At 29.3% G+C, this 25,310-nt stretch carries 25 protein-coding genes; 6 read left to right on the top strand and 19 right to left on the bottom strand.

Annotation, left to right across the window (positions count from 1 at the left end):
• Positions 1 to 6 precede the first annotated feature (6 nt).
• Positions 7 to 609 carry a helix-turn-helix transcriptional regulator gene (locus tag FMAG_RS06065; protein WP_005885027.1) on the bottom strand — a complete coding sequence of 201 codons (603 nt, stop codon included), beginning with the start codon at positions 607 to 609 and terminating at the stop codon, positions 7 to 9.
• A 193-nt stretch (positions 610 to 802) separates the two neighbouring features.
• On the opposite strand from FMAG_RS06065, the gene FMAG_RS06060 reads away from it, so the two are divergent.
• Positions 803 to 1,363, top strand: coding sequence for a thymidine kinase (locus tag FMAG_RS06060; RefSeq protein WP_005885025.1), 561 nt, complete (start codon positions 803 to 805; stop codon positions 1,361 to 1,363).
• A 16-nt stretch (positions 1,364 to 1,379) separates the two neighbouring features.
• Positions 1,380 to 2,000 carry a flavodoxin family protein gene (locus FMAG_RS06055; RefSeq protein ID WP_005885023.1) on the top strand — a complete coding sequence of 207 codons (621 nt, stop codon included), beginning with the start codon at positions 1,380 to 1,382 and terminating at the stop codon, positions 1,998 to 2,000.
• A gap of 212 nt (positions 2,001 to 2,212) precedes the next feature.
• On the opposite strand, the gene FMAG_RS06050 is transcribed toward FMAG_RS06055, so the two are convergent.
• Positions 2,213 to 3,328, bottom strand: a complete 1,116-nt coding sequence (locus FMAG_RS06050; RefSeq protein ID WP_005885021.1) for a Mu transposase C-terminal domain-containing protein — start codon at positions 3,326 to 3,328, stop codon at positions 2,213 to 2,215.
• A gap of 174 nt (positions 3,329 to 3,502) precedes the next feature.
• On the opposite strand from FMAG_RS06050, the gene ptsG reads away from it, so the two are divergent.
• Positions 3,503 to 4,990, top strand: coding sequence for a glucose-specific PTS transporter subunit IIBC (gene ptsG, locus FMAG_RS06045; protein WP_005885015.1), 1,488 nt, complete (start codon positions 3,503 to 3,505; stop codon positions 4,988 to 4,990).
• A 410-nt stretch (positions 4,991 to 5,400) separates the two neighbouring features.
• Here ptsG and nhaC read toward each other — a convergent pair whose 3' ends face one another.
• The 17 genes from nhaC to FMAG_RS05960 form a co-directional block, all read right to left on the bottom strand.
• The gene (gene nhaC / locus FMAG_RS06040) at positions 5,401 to 6,783 is read right to left on the bottom strand and encodes a Na+/H+ antiporter NhaC (RefSeq protein WP_005885013.1); all 1,383 of its coding nucleotides are present in this window, start codon (positions 6,781 to 6,783) and stop codon (positions 5,401 to 5,403) included.
• A 129-nt stretch (positions 6,784 to 6,912) separates the two neighbouring features.
• Positions 6,913 to 7,467, bottom strand: coding sequence for a hypothetical protein (locus FMAG_RS06035; RefSeq protein ID WP_005885011.1), 555 nt, complete (start codon positions 7,465 to 7,467; stop codon positions 6,913 to 6,915).
• An 18-nt stretch (positions 7,468 to 7,485) separates the two neighbouring features.
• Complete coding sequence (locus tag FMAG_RS06030; RefSeq protein WP_005885009.1) at positions 7,486 to 8,706, bottom strand: peptidase U32 family protein; 1,221 nt, start codon at positions 8,704 to 8,706, stop codon at positions 7,486 to 7,488.
• A gap of 21 nt (positions 8,707 to 8,727) precedes the next feature.
• Entirely contained in the window at positions 8,728 to 10,068 is a 1,341-nt protein-coding gene (gene dnaB / locus FMAG_RS06025) for a replicative DNA helicase (RefSeq protein WP_005885007.1), read from the bottom strand.
• Between the two features lie 19 nt (positions 10,069 to 10,087).
• Positions 10,088 to 10,537, bottom strand: coding sequence for a 50S ribosomal protein L9 (gene rplI, locus FMAG_RS06020; RefSeq protein WP_005885006.1), 450 nt, complete (start codon positions 10,535 to 10,537; stop codon positions 10,088 to 10,090).
• Positions 10,538 to 10,552: 15 nt separating this feature from the next.
• Entirely contained in the window at positions 10,553 to 11,362 is an 810-nt protein-coding gene (locus tag FMAG_RS06015) for a hypothetical protein (RefSeq protein WP_005885004.1), read from the bottom strand.
• A gap of 12 nt (positions 11,363 to 11,374) precedes the next feature.
• Positions 11,375 to 12,826 (bottom strand): DNA polymerase III subunit gamma/tau, encoded by a 1,452-nt coding sequence (dnaX, locus tag FMAG_RS06010; RefSeq protein WP_005885002.1) that lies wholly within the window; start codon positions 12,824 to 12,826, stop codon positions 11,375 to 11,377.
• A 3-nt stretch (positions 12,827 to 12,829) separates the two neighbouring features.
• On the bottom strand, positions 12,830 to 14,221 hold the full coding sequence (locus FMAG_RS06005; protein WP_005885000.1) for a sigma-54-dependent transcriptional regulator: 1,392 nt from the start codon (positions 14,219 to 14,221) through the stop codon (positions 12,830 to 12,832).
• Between the two features lie 23 nt (positions 14,222 to 14,244).
• Positions 14,245 to 15,183 carry an energy transducer TonB gene (locus tag FMAG_RS06000; protein WP_005884998.1) on the bottom strand — a complete coding sequence of 313 codons (939 nt, stop codon included), beginning with the start codon at positions 15,181 to 15,183 and terminating at the stop codon, positions 14,245 to 14,247.
• 9 nt (positions 15,184 to 15,192) lie between these two features.
• The gene (locus tag FMAG_RS05995; protein WP_005884995.1) at positions 15,193 to 15,624 is read right to left on the bottom strand and encodes an ExbD/TolR family protein; all 432 of its coding nucleotides are present in this window, start codon (positions 15,622 to 15,624) and stop codon (positions 15,193 to 15,195) included.
• A gap of 9 nt (positions 15,625 to 15,633) precedes the next feature.
• Complete coding sequence (locus tag FMAG_RS05990; protein ID WP_005884993.1) at positions 15,634 to 16,245, bottom strand: MotA/TolQ/ExbB proton channel family protein; 612 nt, start codon at positions 16,243 to 16,245, stop codon at positions 15,634 to 15,636.
• Positions 16,246 to 16,277: 32 nt separating this feature from the next.
• Positions 16,278 to 16,622, bottom strand: a complete 345-nt coding sequence (locus FMAG_RS05985; protein ID WP_005884991.1) for a hypothetical protein — start codon at positions 16,620 to 16,622, stop codon at positions 16,278 to 16,280.
• A gap of 12 nt (positions 16,623 to 16,634) precedes the next feature.
• On the bottom strand, positions 16,635 to 19,463 hold the full coding sequence (locus FMAG_RS05980) for a tetratricopeptide repeat protein (protein ID WP_005884990.1): 2,829 nt from the start codon (positions 19,461 to 19,463) through the stop codon (positions 16,635 to 16,637).
• Between the two features lie 21 nt (positions 19,464 to 19,484).
• Positions 19,485 to 20,012, bottom strand: a complete 528-nt coding sequence (locus FMAG_RS05975; protein WP_005884988.1) for a DUF116 domain-containing protein — start codon at positions 20,010 to 20,012, stop codon at positions 19,485 to 19,487.
• 278 nt (positions 20,013 to 20,290) lie between these two features.
• The gene (locus FMAG_RS05970) at positions 20,291 to 20,752 is read right to left on the bottom strand and encodes a methylated-DNA--[protein]-cysteine S-methyltransferase (RefSeq protein WP_005884986.1); all 462 of its coding nucleotides are present in this window, start codon (positions 20,750 to 20,752) and stop codon (positions 20,291 to 20,293) included.
• Positions 20,752 to 21,309 carry an OmpA family protein gene (locus tag FMAG_RS05965; protein ID WP_005884984.1) on the bottom strand — a complete coding sequence of 186 codons (558 nt, stop codon included), beginning with the start codon at positions 21,307 to 21,309 and terminating at the stop codon, positions 20,752 to 20,754. The genes FMAG_RS05970 and FMAG_RS05965 overlap by 1 nt, the downstream gene beginning before the upstream one ends.
• Before the next feature lie 12 nt (positions 21,310 to 21,321).
• Positions 21,322 to 22,485, bottom strand: coding sequence for a L,D-transpeptidase family protein (locus tag FMAG_RS05960; protein WP_005884982.1), 1,164 nt, complete (start codon positions 22,483 to 22,485; stop codon positions 21,322 to 21,324).
• A 146-nt stretch (positions 22,486 to 22,631) separates the two neighbouring features.
• Here FMAG_RS05960 and FMAG_RS05955 point away from each other — a divergent pair, with 146 nt between their 5' ends.
• The 3 genes from FMAG_RS05955 (at position 22,632) to FMAG_RS05945 (ending at position 24,963) form a co-directional block, all read left to right on the top strand.
• Positions 22,632 to 23,108 (top strand): Crp/Fnr family transcriptional regulator, encoded by a 477-nt coding sequence (locus FMAG_RS05955; RefSeq protein ID WP_005884980.1) that lies wholly within the window; start codon positions 22,632 to 22,634, stop codon positions 23,106 to 23,108.
• Between the two features lie 81 nt (positions 23,109 to 23,189).
• The gene (locus FMAG_RS14225; protein WP_005884978.1) at positions 23,190 to 23,531 is read left to right on the top strand and encodes a rubredoxin; all 342 of its coding nucleotides are present in this window, start codon (positions 23,190 to 23,192) and stop codon (positions 23,529 to 23,531) included.
• A gap of 91 nt (positions 23,532 to 23,622) precedes the next feature.
• Positions 23,623 to 24,963 (top strand): peptide MFS transporter, encoded by a 1,341-nt coding sequence (locus FMAG_RS05945; protein WP_005884973.1) that lies wholly within the window; start codon positions 23,623 to 23,625, stop codon positions 24,961 to 24,963.
• The last annotated feature ends 347 nt before the right edge of the window (positions 24,964 to 25,310 follow it).

Here is a 25,310-nt window from a genome sequence, read left to right as displayed (position 1 = left end):
CTCCTTTTATTTTTCAAAATTTTCTAAAAATAGTTTTGTTATATTAGTCTTTGTTACCCTTCCTACTATCTTGTATACCTTTTTCCCTCTTACCTCTTTTATTTTTAAAACTGGTAGAGAATCTATTTGATGCTCTATTAATTTTTTTACTACCTCTACTATCTCATCATTCTCTTCACAGTAGATTATATTTGGCATTCTTGTCATTATTACATTGATTGGAACCTTATTTATATCTGTTTTTCCTATAGCTATCTTAAGTAAATCTTTTCTTGAAACTATTCCTACAAGATTTTCTCCCTCTGTTATAAAAATTGTTCCTACATCTTTAGCAAATATTTGTAAAATAGTATCATATACAGATAAATTACTCTCCACTGACACCACTGGTCCCATTATCTCATGAATATATTTTTTCTCTTTTCTCTCTTGATATATATACCCAACCTTTGGTTTAGATTTTAATATTCCTTTTCCAGTAAGAATTGAAAAATCTGTTCTTAAAGCTGATCTAGTAAGTGAAAGTCTTTTAGCTATCTCATCTCCTATAATAGGTTGATTCTCTTTTACTATCTCAACTATTGTTTTTTGTCTTTGAGTAAGACTCATAAATTCCTCCTATATAGTGTACACTTATTTGTGTTAAATTTTATCAAACACCTTATATATAGTTATATCAGCATTTTTTAAATAAGTCAACACTTTTATAAGTGTACACTTTTTAATTTTATAAGATAACACCTATTTTTCTATATTTTGTGGTATAATATTCTTAAAAAAATTTTTATATAAGGAGAAGTTAATGGGTAAATTTGTCTTTTATTATTCAGTAGTAGGAGCTAGAAAAAGTGCTGAACTTATTCTTACTGCTCATAGAAATATGATGGCTGGAAAAAAAGTAGCTGTATTTCAACCAGCTACAAACACTAGAGATGGAGGAAAAATAAAGAGCAGAGCATTAAAAGAGGGAATGGATGCTATTGTTCTTAACCATGATTTTAACCTTTATACTTGGTGGTTAGAAAATAAACCTAATCTTATTCTAATAGATGAGATACAATTTATAACTAAAGCACAAGTTAATGACTTGGTAAAAATAATTAGAGATTCTAAAACTCTAGTTTTTGGATATGGTCTTATGTCAAACTTTATGGGAGAGCTATTTGATACTGTTTCATATATGCTGCCATTTGTTACTAAGATTGTAGAAATACCAACTGTATGTGAAGTATGTGGAGATGCCAAAGCTACTATGAATATTCTAGTTGATGAAAGTCAAAATAAAGATGGTGGAGAGATAATTATAGGAAATCACTTTAAAGGTGTTTGTTTAAAATGTTTTTTAGAACATAAAGAAAAATAGTAAAGAGGAGTGTCTTATGAAAGTTTTATTAATTAATGGAAGTCCTAATGAAAAAGGTTGTACTTACACTGGGTTAAAAGAGATGGAAAAAGTTTTTTCTCAAAATGGTGTAGAAACTGAGATAGTATATCTTGGAAAAAAGGCAGTAGCTGGTTGTATAGGTTGTGGTCATTGTAAAAAAACTGGAAGATGTTTTAATGATGATGAGGTAAATAGAGTAGGAGAAAAATTAGATAGTATAGATGGAATAGTGGTAGGTTCTCCTGTATATTTTGCAGGTCCTTCTGCTCAAGTTACAGCTTTTTTAGATAGATTATTTGTTGCTTATGGAAAGAAAATGGCTGGAAAACTTGGTACTTCTATTGTTTCTTGTAGACGTGGTGGAGCTTCATCTTCTTTTGATAGATTAAATAAATATTTTAGTATTTCAAATATGCCAATAGTTACATCACAATATTGGAATCAAATTCACGGAAATACTCTTGAAGAAGTTATGAAAGATGAAGAAGGGTTACAAACTCTTAGAACTCTAGCTCAAAACTTTTCTTGGCTATTAAAATGTATAGAAGCTGGAAAAAAAGCTGGAGTAGAGAGAGGAGAGTATGAATCTCCTATAAAAACAAATTTTATTAGATAAGATATAGTGATTATTCAAATATAGGCTATAAAATAAAACTAAGAATTGCTCCATATTCCAAGAAGTTGATTAACTATAGCTTATCTCACTAAAAACACAAAACTCACTTCGCTCAAACAGTTGTGTTTTTTAGCGTTTGATTTCGCTGAGTTAATCTAACTTCTCTTCATAAATTACACAATTCTTCAAGTTTTATTTTTAAGTGAGAATTTCTAATTTACAATATTCGCAATACCTATATAGGTATTCTGTGCAAAAAGATAGATAATTTTAGGATTGATTGGCGAGAACTTCACAAAGATATCTTGTCCATTCAATCCTTTTAAAATTGAAGATATATACTGAAAATTCTTTACTCTCACTTTAGAATCTGTTATCTTCCTTGTTGTTAGTTGTAAAAATATATCTAACTGACGAAGATATTTGATACTATTTAACATATTATAATTAATTGAAAAAGCGTACTCTTTCTTTTGAACATATATATAATTGCTTAAAAACTCTGTAAGTTTTAACAATGTCAATTCATAATTATTTTTTTTATAAAACTCCTCTATATCCCTTTTTATAAAATCTATAAATTTATGAACCTCACTATTTTCTGTATAGTGTTCACTTATTTTTATCCCTAGCTCATTATATATCTCTTTTAAAATCTTCTTGTTATTTATATTTTTAGAAGCTACTAAAATCTCCTTAGGAATTATAAATTTATCATTTTTTATAGAAACTTTTAAAATTCCCTCTCTAATAAATCCTAAAAGTGAATAAAAATTTGAAAAATAGTAGTCAATGGCAAAATTGATAGGCTCTAAAGAAGCTGAGTCAAGCATAATAAGTAATCTTGGAACAACCTTTTTATTAGAAAAAAAGTCGTCAACTAGTACATATAAAGGTACATCAAACACTAAATAACACTGATTCTCTTTTTTTATCTTTTCCATATATTTTACTGTTGTTTTATTAAAAAACTCATCAATATTATTAACTACTCTATAAAAAGTAGCATAACTTATAGAAAAAGTTTCTGGAAATTTTTTCTTACAGTTTGCATAGAGTTTTGTTATACTTGTTTCTCCAGATTCCCTACACACACTTTTTATTTTTTCTATTCCATCTTCATCTATATTTCTAAAAGAATTTTTATCTTCTCTTGATTTTTTTTCAAGTCCAATTATTCCATTTTTTTTATAGGCATTTACCCATCTCTTAAGAGTAGCATAAGAGATATTTTCCTCTTCTTCTATCTCCTTGAGCTTCTTTTTCTTTTTCAAAAAAGGCTCAATTATTTTGAAACGTGTTATCTCTAATTCTTTATCTTCTTTCATAAAAATTATCCCCTAATCTTTAATTTTATTATAATAAAATCATACACTATTTTTTTAAAAAAATCAATTTAAAATAAAAATGGCTCAATTATTTTGAAAAAATTATTGACTTTTTTAAGAAGTTGAGTTATATTTATATCATAGAAAATTAAAAAAAATTATGGAGGAATTTTTATGAAAATCTTTGCAGAAGTTCAAAAAATTGGAAAAGCTCTGATGACTCCAGTTGCTATTCTTCCAGCAGCAGGATTATTCTTAGCCTTTGGAAACAAATTACATTTTACACTTATGGAGCAAGCTGGACAAATAATATTTTCAAACTTACCTTTACTATTTGCCATAGGAGCAGCCATAGGACTAGTAGGTGGAGATGGTATTGCCGCTCTAGCTGCTGTAGTAGCTATTTTGATAATGAATACTACTATGGGAATTATGACAGATGCTGCTGTTGGAGTAGCTAGTGGAGATTTATCTTATGCTATGGTATTAGGAATCCCTACTCTTCAAACTGGAGTTTTTGGTGGATTAATAGCAGGTATAATAGCAGCTATATGTTATAAAAAATTCTATAAAACTGAACTACCAGCTTTCTTAGGGTTCTTTGCTGGAAAAAGATTAGTTCCTATTATGACAGCTATATTAGCTTTCTTAGTTGGATTAGCTATGCCTACAATATGGCAACCAGTTCAAATTGGACTAGCAAAATTATCTTTCTTAGCTAACGAAGTAAATACAAATATATCTACATTTATCTTTGGAATTATAGAAAGAGCTTTAATCCCATTTGGATTACACCACATTTTCTATGCTCCTTTCTGGTACCAATTTGGAGAGTATACTACTCAAGCTGGACAAGTAGTACAAGGGGACCAAGCTATCTGGTTTGCTATGTTAAAAGATGGAGTACACTCTTTCTCTTCAGCTACATACCAAGGTGCTGGAAAATTCTTAACAGGAAAATTCGTATTTATGATGTTTGGATTACCTGCTGCTGCTTTAGCTATGTATCAAGAAGCTAGACCAGAAAATAAAAAATTAGTTGGAGGAATTTTATTCTCTGCAGCTCTTACAGCTTTCTTAACAGGAATTACTGAGCCATTAGAGTTCTCATTCTTATTCGTAGCTCCTGTATTATATGGAATTCACTGTCTATTTGCTGGACTTTCATTTATGTTAATGAACTTATTCCAAGTTAGAATAGGTATGACTTTCTCTGGTGGATTAATAGACTATATCGTATTTGGTGTTTTAACTGGTACAAGTGGATTTGAAACTAGATGGTATATGGTTATTATAGTTGGACTTTGTTTCTCTGTTATATACTATTTTGGATTTAGATTTGCTATTAGAAAATTTGATTTAAAAACTCCTGGTAGAGATGCTGCAACTTCTGATTCAGAAGAAACAAAAGCTGTTGATGGAGATGCTTTAGCTGTTGGAGTTTTAGAAGCTTTAGGTGGAAAAGAAAATCTTTTATCTCTAGACTCTTGTATCACTAGATTAAGAGTGGAAGTTAAAGATACTTCAATAGTTAAAGATGATGTCTTAAAGACATTAGGTGCTTCTGGAGTATTAAAAGTTGGAGCTCACGGAATTCAAGCAATATTTGGTTCAAAGGCACAATTTATCTGCAACGATTTAAAGAAAATGACCGGAATTTAAGATACTGTTTAAGGTCATATGGGTATTATTAGAAACTTTTAAATATAAGTATGGGTGGAAAAAGGAGAAAGTTCTGTAGAGCTTTCTTCTTTTTTATTCTTTATTAGATATTAAATTAATGTTCAACTATTTATGATTTAAAAAGAAAACTAAGAATTGTTCCATATTCCAAGAAGTTGATTAACTATAAACTTATCTCACTAAAAATACAAGGGTTAAGTCTTTGACTTATTGTATTTTTTAGCGTTCGACTTCGCTGAGTTAATCTAACTTCTCTTCATAAATTACACAATTCTTTGAGTTTTCTTAAATTAATTTGCTGGCTGAGTAATTATTAAATTAGATAAAGAAAAATTAAAAGAGTAGCTATTTCAACCAAATAACTACTCTCATATATCAATCAGATTATTTTATTTCTCTATCTTCTCTATTGTAATTCCAGTAAATCCATAAAATGCTGAAATTATTGGAGAGATTATATTAAATAGACAATATGGTACATACACCCAAGCTCCTACTCCTAAAGCCCCCATCATAAAGGCTCCACATGTATTCCAAGGAATAAGTGCTGATGTCATTGTTCCTGAATCCTCTAAGGCTCTTGAAAGATTTTTAGGAGCAAGTCCTCTTTTCTCATAACTCTCCTTAAACATTCTTCCAGGAATAACTATTGAAAGATATTGATCTCCAGCTACTGAATTAATAAACATAGGTGTCAATAGTGTTGCCAAAATTAATTTACCTGTTGTATTAGCAAATCTCAATATTTCTTGAGCTATTCTTCCTAACATTCCAGACTTCTCCATTATTCCACCAAATGTCATAGCACATAGAATAATAGATACAGTCCACATCATAGAGTTCATTCCTCCTCTATTTAACAACTCATCTACCATGGCATTTCCTGTACTTCCACTAAATCCATAATGTAAAGAGTATAGTGCATCTTTTAAAGAAGCACCTTGGAAAAGCATAGCAGCAGCTCCTCCTATTAAAGAACCTGCAAACAATCCTGGAATAGCTGGCACTTTCATAACCACCATTCCTATTACAAACACTGGAATTAATAGTAGAAATGGACTAATATTAAATGAATTAGATAGTGCATTTAATATCTCATTAACTTGAGCAGTATCTACCTCTCCACCTGAACTGTGTTTTATTCCCAATATAATAAATCCAACCAGTGTAAATATATATGCTGGTACAGTTGAATAAAGCATATGTTTTATATGATCAAATAGTGTGGCTCCTGCCATAGCTGGTGCCAATGTAGTTGTATCTGACATTGGAGAAAGTTTATCTCCAAAATATGCTCCAGATATTATTGCTCCTGCTATCACTGGTCTAGGTAATCCCAGCCCTTCTCCTATTCCTACTAGGGCTATTCCCACCGTCGAAGCTGTACTCCACGAACTTCCAGTAGAAAGAGATACTATTGAACATATTATAACTGTAACTGGTAAAAATACTAATGGATTGATAATCTTTAAACCATAGTATATCATTGATGGAACTATTCCTGATAAAATCCAACTTCCTATAACCATTCCTATTATCATAAGAATAAGTATAGCTCTCATAGACATCTTTATGGTTTCTACAACTCCATCTTCTAATTCGTCCCAAGTAGCATATTTACATATCAATGCCACAAAACCTGCAAATATAGCAGAAATAAATATTGGAATATGTACTTCTAGTTTAGCTATCTGTACTGAATAAAAAAGTATTACAACCAAAAATATTATTGGAAGTAATGCACAAGAAAGGGATACTTGTCTCTTTTTCATTTCTCTCCTATCAACTCCTTTGTTTTAAATATTTTTTTTAACAATTTAATATACTTTACATTGACAAAAAAGTCAACATTTTTTTTCAAAAATTTAGACTTTTTGTAAAAAATATTGACCTTTTAAAATTTATTTATTTAATTCTTTTTTTAATAGTGGTAGTATCTCAAAGTAATCTTTTATACATATACTTAAAAATTGCTGTTGTTTAGGATAGTTATTTGGGAATAACTCTTCAGCAGATTTTTGATAAACCTCTAAGATTTCTTTAGGAACTTTTACAGCATTTAAAGTTTTAACTATCTCCTCTTTTGCTCTTTGGTTTACCTCTTCATCTACTATAACATTTCCCTTTGTAGCCTCTTCTACTCTTTTTACCACATCTTTGTAATCGTTTATCTCATCTGGTAATACTTGGAGCTGTTTTGCATAGTTACTTCCATACATTCTCTCAAGTTTAGCCTTTATTCTAGCATATTCTTCCTGTGGTATTCCAGATTCTTTAGCTACCTCATCCATTCTTAAATATGACCTTTTTTGCCAATTTATATAGTTCATTCTTTGAGAACCATCAAAACTTCTAGCTGATTTATTTATATTTTTCTCTACATCTTCTGGTACCTCTAATTTAGCAAAAGATATTGAGCTTAAAACTAATATTCCCATTACTAATAGTTTTTTCATAACTATCCCCCTAATTTTTTAGATTTTTTTTCTTAGCATATCTAATTCATTTAGTTCTTCATCTAATTTTATCTTAACAAATGAGTTCGGATTAGCCGCTTCTACCTCTCCTACCTCTTTATCTTTGTTCATAAGTATCATAGTTGGTAAAGTTATCTCTCTTACACTTATTCCAGGACTTACTACTTCTAATTTTTCTCCAACTAATAATCTATTTCTTATAGCAAGAATATACTCATTGTTAGGTAATTTTTGCTCTACCTTAGCTACTAGTTGATGTGTTTGGCTATATGAATTTCTATCATTATAGTTTTGAGATTCTACTCCAGCTCTTCCTAAATAGAATCCTTTTGTATAACTTCTATTTGAAGTAGACTCTAATTCTTCTAACCATTTAGGGTTATATTGATAATTTCCAGAATAGTAACTATCTATGGCATCTCTATATACTTTTACAGCATTAGCTACATAGTATATACCTTTCATTCTTCCCTCTATTTTTAGAGAATCTACACCTAAATCTAGGATTTTATCTATAATCTCTATTGTACATAAATCTCTTGAGTTGAAAATATATGTCCCATGCTCATCTTCATATACAGGCATATACTCTCCTGGTCTTGTTTCCTCTACAAGATTATATTTCCATCTACATGCTTGAGCACAATCTCCTCTATTGGCATCTCTTCCAGTCATATAGTTACTTAGTAAGCATCTTCCAGAAATAGCCATGCACATAGCTCCATGTACAAATACCTCTAACTCTATATCAGGAACTTTAGCTCTAATTTCAGCTATATTATCCAATGAAATCTCTCTTGCTAATACAACTCTTCTAGCTCCTAAATCTTTCCACATCTTTACAGAACGCCAGTTTGTATTACTTGCTTGTGTACTTACACTGATAGAAAGATTAGAGTTTTCTTTTACTATTTGGAAAACTCCAAGATCAGCTACAATTACTCCATCTACTCCTATTCTATCTAAAAATTTTACATAGTCAGGTAATAGTTCTAACTCTTGGTTATGAGGGATTACATTTAATGTAACATAAACTTTCTTTCCTCTCTCATGTGCATAATTTACAGCATACTCTAACTCTTCATCTGAAAGGTTATTACTTCCAGCTCTTAGATTAAACATCTTTCCACCTAAGAATACTGCATCTGCACCATAGTGTAGAGCCATTTTAAATTTCTCCATATTACCTACTGGAGCTAATAATTCAACTTTTTTCACTTATATCAATCCTCTCTTAATCTATTCAATTCTTGAAGTAAAATTCTCAAATCTAGTATACTCATGGAAAAATCTGAGTTTTATAGTTCCTACTGGTCCATTTCTCTGTTTACCTATAATTACTTCAGTAAGCCCTTTATCCTCAGAATCTTCGTTGTAATAATCATCTCTATATAAAAACATTACCATATCAGCATCTTGCTCAATAGCTCCAGACTCTCTTAAGTCTGAAAGCATAGGTCTTCTATCTGCTCTTTGCTCAGTTGCTCTGGATAATTGTGATAAAGCTATTATCGGGATATCTAACTCTCTAGCTATTCCCTTTAAAGCTCTAGAAATTTCAGAAATTTCTTGCTGTCTATTATCTCCACGAGTACTATTTCCTTTTATAAGTTGAAGATAATCTATGATAATCATATCAAGTTTTCCAGCTGCTTTTAATCTTCTAGCAATAGCTCTTATCTCTAATACATTTACATTGGGTAAGTCAGCTATATTTATCTCTGAATTTGACAGCTTCATACTTGCAAGCCCTAATTTTCCCCAGTCATCTGGATCTAAAAAACCATTTCTTATTTTTTGAAGTCCTATCCCAGCCTCTATTGAAAGAAGTCTTTGTAGCAATTGAGAACTAGACATCTCCAAACTAAATAACAAGACACCCTTTTTACTTTTCATAGCCGCATTTAGTGCTAAGTTTAGAGCAAAAGCTGTCTTTCCCATAGCTGGTCTAGCTGCTAGAATAATTAAATCAGATGGATGAAAACCACTTGTCATCTGGTCAAAATCTGAGAAACCAGATGATATTCCTGTAGCTACTCCCTTATTTTGATAAACTTTTTCTAATCTTACAAACTCTTGGGCTATTACATCTTTTAAGCTCACTAAATCCTTAGAATCTACATTCTCTGAAATCTTAAATATCATTCCCTCAGCTTTGTCAAGGATATTATCTACCTCTTCATAACCTTCATAGGCAAGTTCAACTATTTTTGTTCCTACCTCTCCTAATCTTCTGAGAGTAGCTTTTTCCTTAACAATTTTAGCATATTCTATTATATTAGCCGCAGTAGGCACATCTGAAATTATATCAAATAACAGTTGCTCTCCTACTAACTCATCAAACTTCTCATTTTTTTTCAATTTATTTACTACTACAATAGGGTCTATTCCTGTTCCACTATTATAGATATCTCTCATAGCCTCATATATTAACTTATGTCCATTCTTATAGAAATCATTAGGATGTAGTATCTCTACTACATCCCCAAATATATCTGGCTTTAGAAATATTCCTCCTAGGACAGATTTCTCTGCCTCTATACTACTAGGAACTTTTTTTAAATTTTCTATATCTAGCATTTTTACTCCTCAAATAAAACTATTGAGCTTTAGCTACTATTTTTACCTCAGCCTTTACATCTGTATGAAGTTTTACAAATGCAACATGCTCTCCTAAACTTTTTATATTACACTCTATTTTCTTTCTATCTATTTTTAATCCAAATGTTTGCTCAAGAGCTGCTGCTACCTCTTTGTTAGTTATAGCTCCAAATAACTTTCCATTTTCCCCTGTTTTTACAGCTATTTCAACTTTTTTAGCTTCTATAACTTTTTTTAACTCTTCAGATTTTATTTTTTCCTCTTGTTGTCTTTTTTCCTCTTTTTTCTTTCTGTTTTCTATTTTTTTTAGTTCTTCTGGAGTTGCAAGAATTCCTTTATTATTTTTTATTAAAAAATTGTGAGCATATCCATCTGATACAGATACGATATCTCCTTTTCTTCCTTGTCCAGCTACATCTTGTGTAAGTATTACTTGTAATTTTGCCATTTTTCTATCCTCCAATTATTTTTTTTCATTTATTTTGATTTTATCTATTTTAAATCCTCCAAAAACTCCTATTATAAAAGTTCCGAAAGGAAATAATAATCCTAGCATAATAGCTATCATATTTGCTATTCCTTTATATTTTATTTTTTTACTAAAAACTGAATACAAAGTTTTTACTCCAAAAAATATAAAGATATACTCACCTATTCCTAAAATATTGTTAGTATAAAAATTATCTATCTTAAACAGATGAATAGCAAAATATCCTAACAAATACATTAATAACCATTCAAATGAGATTTCCCACTGAGAGTAATCCTTTATATCTAAAGAGATATACATTGTAAATACAGATAAAATTGCATAGATAAATATATAGTATACAGCACTATTTTTTATCATTTCAAATACTTCTAAACTCTCAGCTTTACTTATTTGAAAATTTTTCTCATATACTTCCATAAGAAGTCCCATATTATTATTGATATCATCTTTTAATAAAAATAGTAACATTGTCATAATAGCTGTTGTTATCAGTGAAATAATCACTATTCTATCAAATTTTTTTATTCTATCTCCTTTAAAGATAAAATAATTATAAAGAGATTCAATCACTACAAAAAATCCTAAATAAAATGGTATCAACCAAGGATTGATTAAACCTATCAATATTATAACTATAATATTGACTATTACCTTCTCCCTAAAAGTAAAATTCTTCATCTTCTTTATCTTATAAATAGGAAGAGCAAAACTCATCACTGGCATAAGAAGAGAAAGAAGGAAAAGAAGAACTATTGATAATACACTACTTAGTAAAAACATTTTTCCTCCATATTATACCATAATTTCTCCACCAAAGAAATCCACTATTTTTTTTGTAAAATCTCCACTATCTTTCTCTATCTCTTTTTTCTTTCCAATAGTGATATATTTTAACTTTAATTTAGGATTAATTATTTTTCTTACTACTTCTGTAAATACATCATTATAGGCACTATTTTCCATCTGCTCTTTACAGAAACTGCTCTCTGTATCAAATCCAATATATAGAATATCATCTTCTAATTTATATGGCTTAGCAGTAATAAGAAAAGCTCCTAAAGTAATTTTCTCCCTCTTAGCTTCTTTTACAATTTCATTCCATTTTCCTGCTATATACTCAAGAGTTATTCCCTCTAATTTTTCTTTTCTCTCTGATTTTATCTCTTCCTTTGTAGGAGTAATCTCTTTTTCTACCACTCTCTCTACAATTATCTCTGTTGGTTTAACTGTTCTTTTCATAAGATTATCTACTATTACATAACCAACAAGTCTTTTATCTTCTTCATATTTAAACTTATTTAAAGAGTCAAAAATACAACCAATAATAGTAAGTCCCTTCTCTATTTCTAGCTCTCCTTTTGCCATAAGTCCTTTACAATACTTAGCAAAATCTTTAAAAAATAGTTCTATTTCAACAGAGTCATTCCAAAAACTATCTAAAGTTTTAACTAGCTTTGTATAATTTTTTTCTTTAATCTCCATTAAAAACTCTTCCATTTTTTTAGCAGAAGTTACTCCTAGTACCTCTTCACTTTTTTCTAAAGTAATCTCCTCTCCTAAACAAGTTACCATTATTCTTTCAAGGATAGATACAGCATCTCTCACACTTCCACCAGAGCTTTCATAGATTAGTTCCAATACATCATCTGATATATCTACTCCCTCATTTTTTCCAATAAATCTTAATTGCTCTTTCATATCATTTAGTGAAAGAGTTTTAAAATCATATCTTTGACATCTTGAGATTATTGTAGGTAGTATTTTATCAGCTTCTGTTGTTGCTAATATGAAGATAACATGTTCTGGCGGTTCTTCTAAAGTCTTAAGTAAAGCATTAAAAGCCTCCTTTGTGAGCATGTGAACCTCATCTATTATGTAGATTTTTTTTCTTCCCTTTACAGGTTGATAATTTATTTTCTCTTTTAATTGTCTTATCTCATCTATTCCTCTATTAGAAGCAGCATCTATCTCTACCATATCTAAAAATGTCCCATTATTTATTGCTAAACAATTTTCACATCTATTACATGGTTCATCAGTAATTCCATTTTCTAGACAATTTACCCCCTTGGCTATAAGTCTAGCTAATGTAGTTTTCCCTACTCCCCTAGGTCCTGTAAATAGATAAGCATGTGAAGTTTTACCATTTCTTAAAGAAGTTTTTATAGTTTTTACTATCTCTTTCTGTCCAGCTACTTCTTCAAAGTTTTTTGGTCTATACTTTCTATATAATGTTATATGCATATTTTACTCCAAACCATAATTACTCATCTTAGTTCTCAAAGTATTTCTAGTAATTCCTAATATCTCAGCAGTTTCTACTTTTTTACCATTAGTCATTTCTAACACTTGACGAATCAATTCTTTTTCTACCTTTGAGATTATATTTCCATAATAATCCATCTGATTATTATTTTTATATTCCATTATTTCAGATTTTATCCATTCTTTTAAATCATAGATTTGTCCTTCACCTTTTTTCTTAGTAATTTTTGTTCCTAAAACATTACTAGGTAAATCCTCTATTAAGATTGAAGTCCCTCTACATAAAGCTACAGCAGATTTTACAGCATTTTTTAATTCATTTACGTTTCCTGGCCATTCATATCTTAACATTTTTTTAAGAGCTGGCTTACTTATACCTTTTACATTTTTATGTAACTCATCATTACACTCTAATAGATAGTGGTCTACTATAAGTGGAATATCATCTTTTCTATCTCTCAAAGGTGGAATATTTACTTCAAGAACTCTCAACTTTCTATATAACTCATCAATAAATTTTCCTTGATTAATTAGCTCCTCAAGGTTTTCACAAGTAGTTGCAACAACTCTTACATCTATTTTAATCGGTGCTGCTCCTCCCATTCTAAAAAACTCTCCCTCTTCTAAGAAGTAAAGTACTTTAGATTGTAAATCTAAACTTAATGATTCTATATTTCCTAGATGTAATGTTCCACCATTAGCTTTTTCTAGCTCTCCTATTTGTGGAAATACTGCACCTTTAAAAGCCCCTTTTTCATATCCAAACATTTTTCTTTCTAAAAGCTCATTTTGGAAAGATGTACAGTTTATACTAAGTAATGGCTTATTTGCCCAGTCACTAAATTGATGAATAGCTTTTGCCACACTTGTCTTTCCTGTTCCTTTCTCTCCTACTACTAGAACAGGAACTCTACTTGTAGCTACCTTACCTATCATCTTATATAGCTCTACTATCTCTTTAGTTTGCCCTATTAATTTATCTCCTGAGCTTTTATGCTTATCTATTCTCTCAGCTAAAAGTTTATAATCCTTTACAGATTTTTCTATAATCTTAATTATAGTTGGTGTTTCTACAGGTTTTAAAATATAATCATAAGCTCCTGCTTTAACACTTCCTGCTACTACTTTTAAATTAGATGTTTCTCCTAGTACAATTATAACACCTTTCTTTTGATGTTCTCCAACTTTTTTTATAAGGTTTATTAAAGCTTCTTCCTGTAAATTTTTTTCCTCAATTATTATAGCTTCATATTTTTTATTTTTTAAATAATCTATAAAATCAGTTATATTATCTGCAAAAGTTAACTCATTTTCATAATTATTTTCTAATTCTTCCTTTAAAGTTTTTTCTAATCTAAATCCTAAAAGAACCAACTCTTCCACCTCTTTAATACAAATTAGTTTACTTTCCCTTTCAATGTAAAATTATACTCTAGGATTACATCTCCTTTTACACTTAATCCATTTTTACTCAAATAGATTTTCCAAGTTCTTCCTACTTCTTCAATAGCATTATTTATTTCTGGAACACCACTTCCTTTTTCTAATTTGAGGGTTTTTACATTTCCATTTTCATCTATATTCATTCTTATTTTTACACTTCCATGTAATCCCTTTAATTGAGCAGACTCAGGATATACTGGCTCCCTGTTAGAAGTATCCCATCTAGCTACTATATCACCATCTTCTGTTCCTAATCTATAACCACTAGGTAACCCCTCTGTTTCCCCTGAGATTTGTAATATTCTATCAAAAGATGAGTCTTTCCCTATTTCAGAATTAAATGCTATCTTATCCTCATCATTTAATTCTAACTTCTCATTTTCTGCTGAGATTAACTCCTTAGATAAAGTTATATTTTCACTTGCTTTACTTTTAGAAGTTACTCCACTTTGAAGCTCTTTCTTAGGGGTTTCTAATACTGCTACCTCTCTATATCCGCTTGACTTAGGTTGAACACTTGTCATTACCTCTACCTTAGGCACAGATACACTACTAGCTATATTATTTAAAGCAGATAAATCTATCTTATCAGACTTTGGTGTAGTTTTCTTCTCTTCCTTTTTTACCTCTTGCTTTTTCTCTACTGGTTTCTCCACCTTTGTTACTTCTTTTTTAGGTGGTATTTTCTTCAACTCTTCAACAGTTTTCTTCTGAGATGTATTGCTATTTTTTTGTCCCTCTAGTTTAGTCCTATTTTTATTTTCATAGGCGACTAATCCTATCTTTATCTTTTTATTTTCAACTTTATTAGCAGACAGACTTGGAATTAATAAAACTATGATTATATTTATAATTATTGAAAGGAGTATACTTATTCCATCATCTTTTTTCATAAGCCCTCCTTATTTTTTATCTGCAGTATCTATATCTAATGAGTTTGCTCCAGCTTCTTTAGATATACTCATTATCTCTACTATATAACCATAATCTAATTTTTTATCTGCACTGATGATTACATTTTTCTCCTTAGACTCTGCTAATTTTTCTGCTAATCTTGCTTTTAAACTATCTTTATTGACACTTATTTGTTCAGTTTTTCCATTTTCTTTAAAGTTAAGTATCATATTCTTATCTTTATCAACTATAATTTGTATCTCTTTTACTTCAGCTATCTCTCTTATTGTAGATTGTGGTAACTCTATTTTTATACCACCTTTTACATCATCAAAAGTAGTTGCTACCATGAAAAATATTAGTAAAAGAAATACTACATCTATAAGGGGAGTTAGCTCAATCAAGCCCTCTCCTCTTCTCCTTCTTCTCTCTAATTTCATAATATTCTCCTACTTTCTAAACATATTTAAAAGTTCAGTTGTTGTTATCTCCATATCAGATATTATTTTATCTATCTTCTTATTGAAATAATTATAAAATATAAGAGCTGGGATAGCTACAAATAATCCTCCTGCTGTTGTAAATAATGCTTCAGATATTCCTTTTGCCAATACAGAAGCATCTCCTGTCCCATATATAGATACAGCTTGGAAAGCTTTTATCATTCCTGTTACTGTTCCTAGTAACCCTACAAAAGGAGTTAGATGTGCTACTAGAGAGATAATCCACATATTTTTTTCTAATCCAGCTATCTCTGCCATTGCTCTTTCTTTTCCTTTTTCCTCTAGCTTCTCTATACTTGAATTTGGATTGTTATAGTAATCATATAAAACTACCTTTAATACTCTTGAAACAGCTGATTTTTCTGGATGAAGTTTCTTTACTACATCTATTATATTTCCTTGTTCTATCATCACTCTTAACTCTTTATTTAAAGTAGTTCTGTTATCTTTTTCATATTTTCTAAAATGTATAAATCTCTCTATTACTGCACTTAATCCTATTATAGACATAATAAGTATTACGTACATTAGTATTCCACCGTTTGTTAAATAGTACATCTGTCCTCCTAAATTATCTACAATTTCCTATGCTATAAAGCTATAATTAAAGCTACTACTCCTAATCCACCTAAAATATATTTCCAGAAAGATTTTTCTTCTACACCTTGTGATAGCTCATCTTCAAGAGCTGATTTCTCTCCTTGTACAACTTTTATTTTTTGATTTTGGTTTTGATAGTTATCATTAGTTACTTTGATAGCTCCAGACTCAACCTTTTGACTTTTTAAGATAACCTCTTCTGTTGGTATCTCTCTTATTTCTAGTTGCTCTTTATTTACTCCTTGTACCTCTTTGTCAAAAACTGCTACTCCTTCATCAGCACCCATCACTGCCATAGTTGATAATAAAAATGTTACAGCTAATAGTTTTTTCATAGTTTTATCCTCCTAGTTAAAAAATTGATTATATTTTTCTGAAGCTGGTTTATCTATTTTTTGAAGCTCATTATAATATTTTTTAGCTTCTATTTTATTTCCACTCTTTAGTGTATAGTAAATCATCTTTTCCAACACAAAACTTCTATATTGGAATTTTTCCACAGAGTACAGCTCCTTATAAAGTTTTGAAGCATCCTCCTCTTTACCTAATTTTTCATCCAACTGTGCTGCTTTTAATTTTGAAAGATTTGAATAATCTCCACTATAAAGTATATATCCCTTTGTAAACCCTCTTAAAGCACTCTCTGTTTTTTCTTCTAATTCATCTATATTGGAAATTTGATACAGAGCATAATCTTTATATGGGGTACTCTCTAAACTCTCCACTCCTGAATAATACTCTCTTGCCTTTGCATAATCTTTTTTATCAAAATAATAATTTCCTAAATTTATTCCAGCAAAGTCTTTATACTTACTTCCAGCAAAAAGATTTTCATACTCTTTTAAAGCTTCCTCTTTTTTACCTTGCTTTTCATATAATTGAGCATTATAATAACTCTTTATCTCTATATTTCCTATTCCAGATATATATTTTACTGCTTCATCTAATTTATTTGTAGCTAATTGGATATCCAATATCTTAGTAGCTGTTTTTTCCTTTATATCACTATCATTTGTAGTCGTATAAAGTTTTTCATAGGTAGCTAGAGAACTATCTTTATCCCCTTTTCTCTCATAAAGTTGCCCAGCTAAGATATATATATTTTCTTTCATCTCAGAGTTTGGATATTTTTTTATAAACTCCTCTTTAGCTTTCTCAAACTCATCATATTTTTTTAAGTTAATTAAAGAGTTCAAATACCAATAGTTAGCACTTTCTCCATACTTACTATCTGGATATTTTGTGTATACTTCTTGATATTTTCCCAATGCTTCATCATATTTTCCTTGAGCATAGTATGAGTCAGCTATTTGGAAAGTTGCATACTCATTATAATTCGGTATACTTTGTAACTGTGTATAATACTCTTTGCTCTTTTCAAAATTATCCATTCTAAAGTAACTTAAAGCTGTCTTATCTAAAACCTCTGCTCTATTCTCTCCATTTGGATATTGAGATATATACTCCTCCCCATATTTTATGGCATCCTCATATTTTTCCCAAAGAAAAGCATTTCTCAATTTATTAAACTTTATCTTTTCCATTAGCTCTGGTGTAGTAGTTGTATCTTGTTCAACTATTATAAAATAATTGCTAGCATCTTGATATTTCCCCATTCCCATTGAAGCTATTCCCCTTAAGTAAACACTATTTGGAGAGCTATCTGCTCCATCTAGATAAGTCATCATCTCACTATATTTTTGTTGGGCTAGTAGTATAGTTACTAAGTTATCTAAAATATCAAAATCCTTATTTGTAGCTAGATACTCTTTATAAGTATTAGCACTCTCATCAAACATTCCTTTTTTATAATATAACTCTCCTACTGATAAATATATGTTTTTTCTATATTTTGTATCACTAGGAAATTTATTTTTATATTCAGAAAATCTCAATTTTATATCATCTAAATCATCTATTTTATTATCTATTACAATTATTCTATATAAGCTTTCTATATTTGGCTTAAGAGTATAATTTCTTCCATAGTAATCTTTAGAAAGTTTATAATCTCCTAATTCATAGGCAGAGTTAGCTATAATTACATTGATACTCTCTATATCCTTTTGATTTACTACTAATTTTTTCACTTCATCTCTATTATTTATAATCTTTTTATAATTTCCTAATTTATAATCAATAGCAAAGATATAGTAAATAGCTTGGTTATAGTAGGAACTTTTCTTTAAACTTTCAAAATATGCTTGAGCTTCTTTTAATCTATCTAACTTATAAAGAGAAAATCCATAGCTATAAAGTAGTTTAGGATTAGAAAAATCATTCGATTTATTATAACACTCTATTGCCTTTTGATAATCTCCCTTAGTTGCATAAGAATCTCCTAAAATTCTCATTCCTTCACTATAATCAGGAGTATTTTGCAGGATATCTATCTTTCCTTGAGCTTTTTCTAGCTCCCCTTTATTACTATATATCTCTACAAGATTTAAGCTTGCCTTTCTTCCATAGGTACTATCCTTACTCTCTTTTACAGACTCTTCAAAATATCTTGTTGCTAAATCTACTTGATTTAACTTATAATATGACGACCCCAATAGATAATTCATAAATACTATATTTTTTTTATCCTTTAGTTGTGCATATTGATTTAAATAAGCTATACTTCTGTTATAATCTCCTTTATTATAAGATAGTAAAGACATACTTAGTATAGCATCATTGTAATACTTTCCATTGAGTGCTATTATCCTTTGAAAACTTTCCTCTGCTAAAGGGTAATTTTCTTGACTTAGATAAGTAGTCCCTGTGTCATATATAGCTTTTTCATAGTACTCATTTTTAGTATCTATCAATTTTAAATACTCTTCACTAGAATTTTTATCTCCTATCCCAGCATAACATCTCACTAGATAATATCTTATCTCATTTTTATCTTTCTCTTTTAAATCATTATTTATCAATAAAATCTTAAAATATTTGATAGCATTGGAGTAATCTCCTTGTAAAAAATATACCTTAGCTATTCTATCCTGTATACTCTTACTATATTTTGATGTAGGATATTTATCTAAAAAACTCTTTGACTCAACTATAGCCATATCAAATTTCTTCTGTTTATATAATTCATCTACAAAAGCTAAATCATCTCTCTCTGAAGCAAGGGTTGAAACTCCCAATGCAAACAAAAGAGCTATTATAAAATATTTTTTCTTCAAGTTCTACCTCCTATCTGCTAATTAAAATATCTCTTTTAAAAACTCCCTAACTTTTTGTATTGATACAGTGGTATCTATACAAGGTTCATTTGGAATCTCATTAAAAATCCCATAGACATTTACTGGATAAGCATCATGTATTCCCGATACTAAATCTCTTTTACATGCTACTGCCATTACTAAATCTGGTCTTGTATCCTTTATATGTTTTCTTGCTAATGTTCCTCCTGTAGCTACTTTTACTTCCACAGGAAACTCTGATTTTATTTTTAAAAAATCTCCTATTACACATTGACCACACTTTTTACAATTTTCTATACTTGAAGTTATCTTCAATGGACAACTATATTTTTGTAAACAATGGGGAAGAAGTATTAAAACTTTATTTATCTTCTTATCTTTTATATTTTTTAAAACTCTCTCGTTATTATATTTCAAAAATTTATTTGCTATATTACTTTTCTCTTTCTGTTTCTTTTTTCGTTCTGATAGAAAAAAAGAGAGATAATAAAACTCATAAACTATTTTTGTGAAAAAATTTCCTTTCATCTTTTACCTCTTCAATTATATATCCTAAGTAATTATAGCATATTTGATGTCATTTTTCAAACATTCAATTTTTAATCATAAGGATATTTTTTTCTCTTAATTTTATGTTTTCAAATGCTTATTACAGTAAATTTTTTCCTTTTTTATCTCTACTCCAATTTTAATAAAAAATTTATTGAGAATATAAAAATTCAAGAATGACAAAGATTGAAAAGAATAAAAGTCATTCTTGAAATATTTGTAGTTATTTTAGTTTTTAAGTTATAATAATTTCTCAACTATTTTTTATTTTTTTCTAACTCTAAAAGAAAGATTTTTTTATCTATTCCGCCACCATAGCCTACTAATTTTCCATTAGCTCCTATCACTCTGTGACACGGAATAATAATCGGTATAGGGTTCCTATTGTTAGCTAATCCCACCGCTCTACATCCCTTAGGATTATCTATACAAATAGCTATATCTTTGTAGCTTTTAGTTTCTCCATAAGGAATTACTTCTAGTGCCTTCCAAACTTTTATTTGAAACTCTGTTCCATAAAGTTTTAATGGAATATCAAACTCTTTTCTACTGCCAACAAAATACTCATCTAACTGTTTTTTACATTCAATAAAAAAATTACTCTCTTTCTCTTTACAATCTGCTGGAATCTCATTAAAGGTAACTCTTATTAACTTTCCTTCCTCTTCTACTAGATAAAGATTACCTATTGGAGAGTTGTACTTAGAAAAACATCTCATTAAAAAATCACTTTATCCCTTGAAATAATAAACTCCACTCTTCTATTCTTTGCTCTTCCAGCCTCAGTTGAGTTATTTGCCACAGGATTTTGTTTTCCATATCCCTCTATTGAGATATTATTAGCAGAAACTCCCCTTCCTATTAAATAATTTTTTATTGAATTAGCCCTTTTAAGAGAAAGATTTAAATTATACTGCTCTGTTCCTATATAATCAGTATGTCCATCTATCTTTAGCTTTATATCTTTATTTTCAGCTAAAGCTTTTCCTAGAGTATTTAAACTCTCTTTTACTCCTTCCTTTACCTTTGAACTATCAAAATCAAATAAAATCTCTACTGGCATAGATAGCACTAAGTTATTCCCATCTTTTCTTATAACTACTCCCTCTTCATTGAAAACTATTATATCTTCGAGAGGTTTTTCAGTAGTTGTTACATCTTCTAAAATATATTGTGTTTCACTTTCTTTTATAGTTATCTCTTTAAATTGTCCCTGTGTTGAAGTACAACCTGCTATAACTCCAACTAAAGACAATACCATAAATATCTTTTTCATCTATACACCTCTTTAGAAAATTACAAACATAACATTCTTATCTGGTCTTTGCTCATTATACTTTTTATTTGGCTTACTTACAATCCAATCAAAAAGAAATTTTGCTTGCTCCTCAGTAGTTCTAATACATTTTCTTGTTCCTGTAAAAGTTCCTAATGTTCTCTCTTTTTGTTTCATAAAAAACTCTTTATTTATCTCTTCATCATAGTTAATAGGTGTTCCATGCAGATATCCTCCACCAGAAAATCTGATAGCAAATCTTGCATATCCCTCTTTTTCTCCTATCTCACTATTATATGGCATAATATACTTTGCCATAGGAGATATAAAAAATCCTTTTGGAGTTTCAAAACCTAACTTACTTTCTATTCCAGTTTTACTATAAACATATGAGATAACCTCCCATATACCTTCACTATTCTTTTCAAAAACTATCATATTTTGATTAGATACATCTATAGCAATAACTTTAAAAAACTCATTTTGTATCTTTGGATTCCTTGAAATAGATGAATTTGGAACAATTAACTCTTCTGGAATATTTGCTACTTTTACTCTTGAAGTAGTTTTTCCTTTTTCTATAACAGATAGTATTGATCTATCTGGAATATATATTTCTTCTCCATTGATAACAGAAGTTCCAATACTACTTTGATCTAAAGTAGTCCCATACTTATCCTTTTCTCTTTTAAAATTTTGGTTATTAGGATTAGGTATATATGAGTTAGTACTAGCTATCTCCCTTCCTAAAGCTCTTTGCTCCTTCATAAAATTTTCTAATTCTACTATTTTATCCATAGCTTTTTGGAATCTAAAAGTTCTTTTTCTAACTACATTAGCAGAAACATATCCTCTATTTCCTTTTGAATCCTCTACATAAAACCAAAGATTTCCATAATTTAATACTTTTTCTAAAGCAATTAATTTTGTATCATATGGATATTTTCCTATTATTTTTCCTGAAGTTGAAGGCAATTCTCTCATATTAGCTGTTCTAGCTCTTACAAAAACATAATCTAATACTTCTGGATGCTCTCCATATTTTTCATTTACAGCTATATTTTCAGGGATTTTATTATCATAGACTGCCATAGTTGACCAGTCTGATTGTCCAGAATAAGCCATAGCAATTATTCCTATAACTATTTGTAAAATAAAAATTTTAAAAATTTTCATAATATCAATATCACCTATCTAAAATTTTTTATACTATAATTGTAACATCAAAAAGCAGAGTATTCAAGTAAAATTAATTTTTTAAAATAAAAAAAGGAAAATTCTTTTTTCTGTAGAATATACAAAAAGTAGAAGGAGGAAATATTATGGAGAAAAATAACCTTGAAAATTATACTGAAATTTTAAAAAATCTTAATTCTTTTCCTATATTAGGAGCTTTTTCTAAGGACGAAGTTACAGAATTTTTATCCTATACAGAGATAACAAAAATTAAATCTGGAGAAAAAATCTTTTCACAAGGAGATTCCCCTGAAGCTATTTATCTTATAGCTGAGGGAGAAATAAAATTAGAATATGAGATTGATTCTAAAATTTACAATTTAAAAAATTATAAAAAAGGGGATTGTTTTGGACAACTAGCATTAATTGGAATAATGCCTTATTTAGCTACTTCTATTTGTGTAGAAGATACTACACTTATCTCTTTATCAAAATTCTCTTTTCATGCTCTCTCAAAAAATAATATTAAACTTTTTTCTAAATTATTACTTAATATAAGTAGAGAAATTTGTAGATATAATTATTATTTGACTGAATGTCTAGGAGAAGTTTTGAAAAAATAGTATAACTTTATTCAAAAAAAGTGTATAATATACTCAGCAATATAAAAAATTATAAATTACTTTAAAAATTGGAGGTTTAAAATGAAAAAGTATATGTGTGAAATTTGTGGATATGTATACGATCCTGCTGTTGGAGATGTAGAGCACGGTATCCCTGCTGGTACTCCTTTTGAATCATTACCTGAAGATTGGCTTTGCCCACCTTGTGGTGTTTCAAAAGATCATTTCTCAGAAGTTGTAGAGCATAACACTTCTGAAAAAGATTTATATGTTTGTGAAGTTTGTGGATATGTATACGATCCTGCTGTTGGAGATGTAGAGCACGGTATCCCTGCTGGTACTCCTTTTGCTGAAATTTCAGAGGAATGGGTATGTCCACCATGTGGAGCTGGAAAAAATCATTTTTCTAAAATGAAATTTTAATTAATAAATACAAAACTTTTAGGGAAACTGTTTTGTTATTATTAAAATAAGACAGTTCCTTTTATTATCCTAAAAATTAAATGAGGTTACTATGAATTCAATTTTTCAATACTTAAAGAGCAAATATCCAAAATCATTTTGGTTAATGTGTTTTACTATCACTTGGGAAAGATTTTCATATCACGGAATAGCAACTATTCTGGTTCTATATTTTACTACTGCTGTATCTAAAGGTGGAATGGGATTATCAATTATTGAAGCGACTTCTCTCTATGGTTTCTTTGTAGGAGTATTACATCTTACTCCACTAATTGGAGGTTGGCTTTCAGACTTCTATATTGGTCAACAAAAATCTATAATCTTAGGAGGATTTTTTATCTCTCTAGGTAATTTCTTACTGTTCTTTAGTAGAGGTGGAGATAAAAATATTCTATATCTAGGTCTATTGGGAATAATGATAGGAAATGGATTTTTTAAAGCTAATTGTACAAACCTTGTAGGAAATATCTATGCTGATAAAAAACCTAGCGAAAAAGAGATTGCATACAGTCTTTTCTATATGTTTATAAATCTTGGTTCATTCTTAGCTCCATTTACAGCTGGACTTATTGCTGATAAATTTATGGCTACTGTAGATCTCCAAGGAAATATTCTTAAATTTGGATATAGACCTATGTTTTTAGTATGTAGTATTATAGCTATTATTTGGACATTGTTATTCTTCTATCTAGCCCCTAAATTTTTAGGAGACTTAGGAAAGAAACCATATAAAAATACAACAAATAATAAAAACTTTACTCTTTCTTTTAATTTTTCTAAAGAGGAGATTAAAAATATAAAGTTGATGGGAATTATTTCTATCTTTGTTATTTTATTCTGGACAGCTTTCTATCAATCTTTTAGTTCTATTACTCTCTATGCTAGAGATCATGTAGATAGAAATTTGGGAAGTTTCGTTGTTCCAGTTCCTTGGTTCCCAGCTCTAAATGCGATATCAGGAATTATTTTTTCTCCATTTTTAGTTATTTTATGGGAGAAATTAAAAAAATATAAAGTAGATGCTCCTATAAAAATATCTGTTGGATTATTTTCTATGGGGATAGCATTTTTATTTATGAGCATCTCTTCACATATCACTAGAGATGTGTCAAAAGCTAATATGATTTTTATAGTTTTAGCTTTCCTATTTAATACTATATCTGAGCTTTGTACTGCTCCTGTTGGAATAGCTACTTTCAATAGGCTAGCACCTAAGCAACTCTCTACTATTTTTATGGGAATTTGGTATATGACTATGTGCTTTGGAAGTATTATCTCAGGAAAAATAGCTGGAGTAGTTCAAAATATAGGATTCTTTCCTCTATTTTCTACACTGACAATAGTTTTATTTATAGGTGGAGGAATCTTACTAATTTTAAGAAAGAAATTTTAATATAGTGGATAATTTTGCTATTTATTATAAAATAGTGAAATTATCCACTATTTTTATCTTCTCTATACCCCAATAATTCTTACTTTAAACTCACCCTCTAAAAACACTATTTAAAGAGCTCATAGCATCTAATTTTTTAGCCATATGTTTACTCCAAATTATAAAACCATACCCCTTAAAATTAATTTAAAAGAGTGGATATTGTAGTCTTAAATTGAAATCAAAAAATAAAAACATTTAATAATATAAAAGGAAAAAAGTTTACTTCCAATCGCTAGTGCTTACGCAATGCTCATTACAGTAAATTTTTTTCCTTTTCCTTTACTTCTCCTATATCACGATTTCAA

It is taken from the genome of Fusobacterium mortiferum ATCC 9817, assembly GCF_000158195.2.
Classification (GTDB): domain Bacteria; phylum Fusobacteriota; class Fusobacteriia; order Fusobacteriales; family Fusobacteriaceae; genus Fusobacterium_A; species Fusobacterium_A mortiferum.
Note: the sequence above shows the minus strand (reverse complement) of the source record. Positions and strands in the feature narration are given on the sequence as shown.